Origin of the sequence: Phenylobacterium sp., from assembly GCF_031412415.1 — a bacterium.
Classification (GTDB): domain Bacteria; phylum Pseudomonadota; class Alphaproteobacteria; order Caulobacterales; family Caulobacteraceae; genus Phenylobacterium.
Map to the genome: position 1 here is coordinate 1 of NZ_JANOCX010000122.1, position 7,516 is coordinate 7,516.

The window sequence follows — 7,516 nt, forward strand, 5'->3', positions numbered from 1 at the left end:
TGGGCGACCTGGACGAGGGCGAGCCGCCCTTCGAACCCGGCGACCTGGCCCTGGACCTGCCGTCCGCCATCGGGGCGTTGCAGCGGCGCTTCGAGCTGACCCGGCTGGTCAAGGCCCATGAGGGCCGTCTGAACCGCGAGCTGGACGCCTCCGCCGCCCTGGAGCTCGCCGACGCCCTGGGCGGCTTCCTGGACAGCCTGCAGATCGAGGAGGCGGAAGGCGAGGGCCTTGACGACCTGGTCTCCGGCGAACTGGCCGAGCACTGGAAGGTCAGCCGCGACTTCCTGCAGACGGCGCTCACCGAATGGCCCCGGCGCCTGGAGGCGATGGGTCTGGTGGACGTAACCCGGCGCCGGGTCGCCCTGCTGCGCAAGCTGGCCGACGCCTGGACCTTTCATCCGCCGCAGGGGGTGCTGATCGCCGCCGGCTCGACCGGCACGGCGCCGGCCACCGCCAACCTGTTGCGGGTCATCGCCGAACTGCCTCAGGGCGCCGTCGTGCTGCCGGGGCTAGACTTGAACCTGGCTGATGACGCCTGGGGCGAGGTGGGCGAGCAGCATCCTCAAGGCGCCATGAAGCGCCTGCTGGACGACGGCGACATCGCGCGGGGGCAGGTCGCGGTTTGGCCCGCCTCGAAGACGCTGGAGTCCCATGGCCGTTGGCGGCTGCGCGTCATCAATGAGGCGCTGCGCCCGCCCCAGCGCACCGCCGACTGGTTGACCGTCATCGAGACCCTCCGCACCCAAGGAGAGACCGAGGGCGTCGATCCCGTCGCCGAGGGGCTGGTGGGCTTAAGCGTCGTCACCGCCCGCGCCGAGGACGAGGCCGCCACGGTGGCGGCCCTGCTGCTGCGCGAGGTCCTGGAAACGCCCGGCAAGACCGCCGCCCTGGTGGCGCCGGACCAGACCCTGGCGCGGCGGGTGGCCGCCAAGCTTGCCCGTTGGGGCGTGGCCGCCGACTCCTCGGCCGGCTGGGCGCTGTCAGGCTGTTCCTGCGGCGTGCTGGCGGGACTGGTCGCTCGGGCGAGGGTCGATCCGCTGGACCCAATCGGCCTATTGGCGATCCTCAAGCATCCCCTGACCACGCTGGGGCTGGAGCCGGAGGCGTTGGAACGTCAGCGGGTGGCCCTGGAGCTCTGCGCCCTGCGCGGCCCGCGCAAGACCACCTGGGCGGCCCTCGAGGCCCAGCTCGAGCGGCGACGGACGGACGCGAAGTTCAGCGACGTCGATCAGGCCACGGCCCTGGCGGGGCGCCTCGGCGATCTGTTCCCGGAATCCGCCAACGAGCCGAGGGCGCCCGCCGATCTGGCGCGCCGCCTGACGCAGACGTTGGAGGCCTTGGCGCCCGGGGACGACCTCTGGTCCGGCCACGGCGGCGAGGCCCTGGCCCGGCTGCTGTCGGGCCTGATGCACGATTCCGACGGCCTGCCCGCCGCCAGCCCCCGGGGCTTCGCCGACCTGCTGACTCGGCTGATGGCGGGTGAGAGCGTGCGCACCGGCGGAGCGACCCATCCGCGCCTGCGCATCCTGGGCGCCATCGAGGCCCGCCTCACCCGCGCCGACCGGCTGATCGTGGCCGGTCTGGAGGAAGGTGTCTGGCCACAAGGCGCGCCGCTGGACCCGTTCCTGTCGCGGCCCATGCGCAAGTCCCTGGGCCTGCCGCCGCCGGAGCGCCGGGTGGGCCTCGCCGCCCACGATTTCGCCCAGGCCGCCTGCGCCCCTGAGGTGATCCTGCTGCACTCCGAGCGCCGCGAGGGCGCGCCGGCGGTGAAGTCCCGCTGGCTGTGGCGGCTGGAAACCCTGGCGCGAGGCGCGAAGATCGACCTTCCCGGACGGCCGGAGATCCTGGCCTGGGCGAGATCGCTGGACGACGCCGGCGGCTACGATCCCGTCAAGCGTCCCGCGCCAAACCCGCCCCTGGCCGACCGCCCGCGCCGCATGGCCGTGACCCGGATCGAGGCCCTGACCCGAGACCCCTACGCCGTCTGGGCCCGCGATATCCTAAAGCTGTTCCAGTTGGACCGGCCTGACGAGGCGGTGGAGGCCCGCGCGCGCGGCACGGCGATCCACGCCGCCTTCGAACGGTTCGCCACCGACCATCCCGCCGAGCTGCCTCACGATGCGGCGGAGATCTTCGAGGCCCTGTATCTCGCCGAGCTGGAGGCCGCCGGCATGCCGCACGAGGCGCTCGCCCGCGAAGCCGCCCTGGCCCGCGAGGCAGCCGCCTGGGTCGCCGACCTGGAGCAGCGCCGCCGCGCCGACGGGCGGGCCATTCATGTGGAGAAGGCCGGCGAGCTCACTCTGCCCCTGAGCGGCGGCCCGTTCACGGTCACGGCCAAGGCCGACCGCATCGAGATCGACCCCCAGGGCTTCGGCCACATCCTCGACTACAAGACAGGGGCCGCGCCTTCGCAAAAGATGGTCGATACCGGGTTCTCCCCCCAACTCACCCTGACCGCCGCCATCCTGCAGGCGGGCGGTTTCAAGGGACTGGGCCATCCGGAGCCTGGCGAACTGACCTATCTGGAGATCACCGGCCGCAAGCCAGCCGGCCGCGAGACCGTCCGCGCCATGCCCGGCGACGCCAGCGCGCTGGCCGCCGCCAAAGCCTATGAGGGCCTGAGCGAACTCATCGGCCAGTTCGACGCCGGGCGGCCCTACACCTCGCGCGTCGCCCCCCAGTTCGTGAAGCTGCACATGAGCGACTACGACCACCTGGCCCGGGTGTTCGAATGGTCGACCAGCGGCGAGGAGGATGGCGAATGAGCCTGACCCTCGTGCCCAACCCCGATCCCCAGCGGGTCGCCGCCGATCCCGGACTCTCGGCCTTCGTCACCGCCAACGCCGGGTCGGGCAAGACCAAGACCCTGATCGACCGCGTGGCGCGCCTGCTGCTGGCCGGCGCCGAGCCCGAGACCATCCTGTGCGTCACCTACACCAAGGCCGCGGCCGCCGAGATGCAGCGACGGCTGTACGACCTGCTGGGCGGCTGGTCGGTGCAGGACAGCGACGGCCTGCGCCGCGACCTGGCCGACCTGGAAGGCCTGCCGCTCGAGGGCTACGACCGCGACATCTCGAAGGCGCGAGCTCTGTTCGCCCAGGCGCTGGAGACCCCCGGCGGCCTGAAGATCCAGACCATCCATGCCTTTTGCGAGAAGCTGCTGCGGCGTTTCCCGCTGGAGGCCGGGGTCTCGCCGGGCTTCAAGGTGATGGACGACTCGGCCTCTGCAGCCATCGCCGCGGCCGCCCGCAAGGCCGTCGCCCGCCACGCCCTGCGCGGCGAGGGCCACGTGGCCGACGCCTACGCCCGGTTCAGCGTGGCCCTCGACTTCGCCAGCTTCCAGGCGATGTTCGCCGCCTTCGAGACCGCGCGTGGTCGGCTGGCGGCCTATCTCGAGGCCAAGGGCGGGCTTGAGGGCGCGGTGGCCGATGTCTGGAACGTCTGCTGTGGCGGCGAGATCGATCCCGTGGCGCTGGAAGCCGAGGCCATGGAGGACCTCGACCAAAACGGCTGGATCGCCTGCGCCGACGTCCTGCGCAACGGGACCAAGACCGACCAGGACAACGCCGGCAAGCTGCACGCCATCGCCGCCAACCCGCAGGCGACCCTCAGCGACTGTCTAAAGCTGCTCTTCACCGAGGATGGCGCGGGGACCGCGCGGACCTGGGTCGCCAAGACCAGCGGCCTCAAGAGCCGCGAGGACCTGCGGAGCTTCCTGCTGCTGGAGCAGGATCGGCTGGCCGAGGTTCGCGAACGGTTGCGCGGCGCGCAGGTGGCGCTGGACACCAGGGCCGCCCTCGTCCTGGCCCACGCCTATCTGGAGGCCTATCGCCTGGAGAAGTCCTTCTCCGGCGCGCTGGACTTCGCCGACCTGATCGAGAAGACCCGCGACCTGGTGGCCTCGGCGCCCATGGCGGCCTGGGTGCTCTACAAGCTGGACGGCGGCATCGACCACATCCTGGTGGACGAAGCCCAGGACACCGCGCCCGAGCAGTGGGAGATTGTCCGCGCCCTGACCGAGGAGTTCTTCTCCGGCGCCGGCTCGCCGGTCGGCCGGCCACGGCTGGAACGCAACATGTTCGTGGTGGGCGACGAGAAGCAGTCGATCTACTCCTTCCAGGGCGCCCGACCCGAGCTGTTGATCCGCGAGTTCGAATTCCACAAGCAACGGGCGGAGGGCGCGGGCTCGCTGTTCAAGCGCGTCGACCTGCTGACCTCCTGGCGCTCGACGCCGCAGGTCCTGGCCTTCGTCGACGCCGCCTTCGCGCCCGCCGAGCTGTCGCAGGCGATCCTGCCCCGTGCCCAGGTCGAGGTGATCCGCCATACGGCGGTGCGCGATCACGTCGGCTGCGTGGACCTATGGCCCTTGGAGCGCGAAGTTCCCGGCGACGACCGCAACGCTTGGGACGCGCCGTTGGACGAGGAGGCGGAGGGCAGCGCCAACAAACGCCTGGCGGCCAAGATCGCCGCCGAGATCGCCGCCCTGCTGTCGCGCGGCGACCGCATCTGGGACAAGGACGACAAGGCTTGGCGACCCGCCAGGCCCAAGGACGTGCTGATCCTTGTGCGCCGACGCAAGGCGCTGTTCGAGGAGATCCTGCGCGCCCTGAAGCATCGCAAGGTCCCGGTGGCCGGCGCCGACCGCCTGGCGCTCAGCGAGCACATCGTCTTCGACGACCTGCTGGCCGTGGCGCGCTTCGTGCAGTTCCCGGCCGACGAGCTGACCCTGGCGGCCCTGCTGAAGAGCCCCCTGTGCGGTCTGGACGACGACAGCCTCTACGCCCTGGCCAAGGGGCGCGAGGGAGGGCTCTGGACGACCCTGGCTGAGCGAGCGGGCGAACGGCCGGTGTGGGGCGAGGCCTATGCCCTCCTGGCCGACCTGCGGTCTCAAGGCGCGACCCGTCGGCCCTTCGAGTTCTACGCCCGTCTGCTGGGCTCCCAGGGATCTGACGGCCGCTCCATGCGCCAGCGGCTGCTGCGACGTCTGGGAAGCGAGGCCGAGGACGCGCTGGACGAATTCCTGGCCCAGGTCCTGGCGGCCGAGGGGCGCGGCGTGGACGACCTGGAAAGCCTGGCCGCCGCCTTCGCCAGCCTCGACATCGTGGTCAAGCGCGAGATGGAGGCCGGCCGCGACGAGGTCCGGGTGATGACCGCCCACGGCGCCAAGGGCCTGGAGGCGCCCATCGTCTTCCTGCCGGAGACGACCCTGTCGCGTGGCGCGCGCGGTTCGCCCCTGATGCCCACCGAGCGGGGCGGCTTCCTGTGGAGCGCGTCGAAGACCGGCGACTGCGAGGCCTCGGCGGCGGCCCGCGAGTGGCGGGCGCGCAAGGAGGACGACGAGGCCTATCGCCTGCTCTACGTGGCGCTGACCCGCGCTCGCGACCGGCTGGTCTTGTGCGGCCGGGTCGCGGCCAACGCCAAGGAGGAGAACCTGAAGGGCTGGTGGGGCGCGCTGACCGCGGCCTTCGAGCATGCGCAGGTCTCGCCGGACAAGCGCCATGTGAACCAGGGCGGCATGGAGATCCTGCGCTTCGGCGACGACCCGGTTCCCATGGGCGCGGCGGCGGCGGGTCTGGCGCAGGTCCGCCCGGCGCCGGCCTGGACCACCGCGCCCGCCCGCGCCGAGGCCTATGCCCGCTACGCCTCCCCGTCCCAGCTCGGCGAGGACGTGGCGGCGCCCGCCGCCTCGCCCTTGGCCGTCCAGGGCGGCCTTGGCCGGTTCCGGCGCGGAGACCTGATCCACCGTCTGCTCCAGATCCTGCCTGACCTTCCGCAGGCCGAGCGTCCGGACGCGGCCGCGAGCATCCTGCGTAGAGAACGGGACCTGACCGACGCTCAGCGCACGGAGATGATCGAAGCAGCGCTCGCCGTGTTGAACGACGTCCGCTTCGCCGAGGTGTTCGGGCCCGGCAGCCGCGCCGAGGTGTCGGTTGCCGGGCCGGCCAGGGCCCTGCCCGCCGGCCTGAACATTTCCGGTCGCGTCGACCGTTTGGTCGTGCTTGAGGACCGGGTCCTGGTGGTGGATTTCAAGACCAATCGCCCCTCCCCCGACCGCATCGAGGAAGCCGACCCCGCCTACCTCATTCAGATGGCGGTCTACGCCGCCGTGCTGGCCGAGGTGTTCCCCGGCAAGGCGATCGAGGCCGCCCTTGTGTGGACGGACGGCCCGAAACTGATGGCGGTTCCAGAAAACGTGTTGGTCCAAGCCCTTGCCGACCTGCGTCGCGGCGGTTGATACCGGAGCATGGGCCGCTTACATCGCGGATCGAGAGTCGTGGTTGGGCGTTCCCAAAGCCACGCTATGAGGAGCTTTTTATGAGCACCGTTACGGTCACCGACGAGTCCTTCGAGAAGGACGTCCTGCAGGCTTCCAAGCCCGTGCTGGTGGATTTCTGGGCCGAGTGGTGCGGTCCCTGCAAGCAGATCGCCCCGGCCCTGGAGCAGATCGCCGGCGAACTGGCCGGACAGGTCACCGTGGCCAAGCTGAATATCGAGGATTCGCCCACGACCCCCTCGCGCTACGGCGTGCGCGGCATCCCCACCATGATGCTGTTCAAGGACGGCCAGATGGCCTCCATGAAGGTCGGCGCCATGCCCAAGCAGAAGATCCTGGATTGGCTGAGCGAGGCGGGGGTCTAACCACCGCTTCGGCCTAACTCGGCCACGTCTCCGGGCTCATGGCCAGCACTTCGCCGGCGAAGTCCAGCCCGCCGCAGATCAGGACATGCGGCGGGGGACCGGAGCCTTCCAGCGCCCGCCGCAGTCCGGCTTCCACATCCGACACGATCTCTGCCTCCAGCCCCGCGGCCTGCGCCGCGGTGGCGAGGTCGTGGGCGTCCGCCGCGTTGCCGGAGTCGAAGGTGGTTGTGAACACCTTGGCGTTCAGGTCGGCGAAGGGTTGGAAGAAGCCGAGCGCGTCCTTGCGGGCGAACATGGCGGTCACCAGGACCAACGGCCGCGGATCGCGGGCGACCAGACGCCCCGCCGCCTCGGCAAGGGCCCGGCCGGCGTGGGGATTATGCCCCCCGTCCAACCAGAGATCGGCGCCACGCGCCTGGGCCAGGGCCGCCATCGGCCCTTCCGTCAGCCGCTGGAACCGCGCCGGCCAGACCGCCGAGGATACGCCCTTGGCCAGGGCCGCTTCGTCGATGCGCGGATCGCCGAGCGCGAGCGCGGCGGCCACCACCAGCCCCGCATTGGCGAACTGATAGCCGCCGAACAGGCTGGGCGCCGGCAGGTCGTAGAGTTGATCTGCCATCTGGACCATCAGCCGGCCGCGTTCCTCCCAGGCGTCGAAGTCGCGTCCCATCAGGGTGACCGGGGCGGCGAGCTGCTCCGCCTCCGCCAGGATCACCGCCTCGCCCTCTTCAAGCTGGCGCGCGACGACCACCGGACGTCCGGCCTTGATGATCCCGGCCTTCTCCCAGGCGATCTTGCCGAGTTCAGGGCCCAGCATCTCGAGATGGTCGTAGTCCACGGGGGTGATCACGCTGACCGCCGGGGCGTCGAAGATGTT

Annotated in this window: 4 protein-coding genes; 3 read left to right on the forward strand and 1 reads right to left on the reverse strand. The window is 71.2% G+C overall.

What is annotated here, in order from left to right; genetic code table 11:
- The 3 genes from addB to trxA all read left to right on the forward strand — a co-directional run.
- Positions 1–2,765, forward strand: a 2,765-nt coding sequence (gene addB / locus RMO04_RS06015) for a double-strand break repair protein AddB (protein WP_309643884.1), incomplete at its 5' end; no start/stop codon positions are given.
- Positions 2,762–6,235 carry a double-strand break repair helicase AddA gene (addA, locus tag RMO04_RS06020; RefSeq protein WP_309643885.1) on the forward strand — a complete coding sequence of 1,158 codons (3,474 nt, stop codon included), beginning with the start codon at positions 2,762–2,764 and terminating at the stop codon, positions 6,233–6,235. The genes addB and addA, both read left to right, overlap by 4 nt.
- Positions 6,236–6,315: 80 nt before the next feature.
- Positions 6,316–6,639: a thioredoxin gene (gene trxA / locus RMO04_RS06025; protein ID WP_309643886.1), complete on the forward strand. Its 324-nt coding sequence runs from the start codon at positions 6,316–6,318 to the stop codon at positions 6,637–6,639.
- Positions 6,640–6,652: 13 nt separating this feature from the next.
- On the opposite strand, the gene RMO04_RS06030 is transcribed toward trxA, so the two are convergent.
- The coding region (locus tag RMO04_RS06030; RefSeq protein ID WP_405041465.1) for a bifunctional folylpolyglutamate synthase/dihydrofolate synthase at positions 6,653–7,516 on the reverse strand (864 nt) is incomplete at its 5' end.

What these genes read in the sequence shown, in the direction of transcription:
- addA (WP_309643885.1), top strand. Translation starts at nt 2,762, where the DNA reads ATGAGCCTGACCCTCGTGCCCAACCCCGATCCCCAGCGGGTCGCCGCC.
- trxA (WP_309643886.1), top strand. Translation starts at nt 6,316, where the DNA reads ATGAGCACCGTTACGGTCACCGACGAGTCCTTCGAGAAGGACGTCCTG.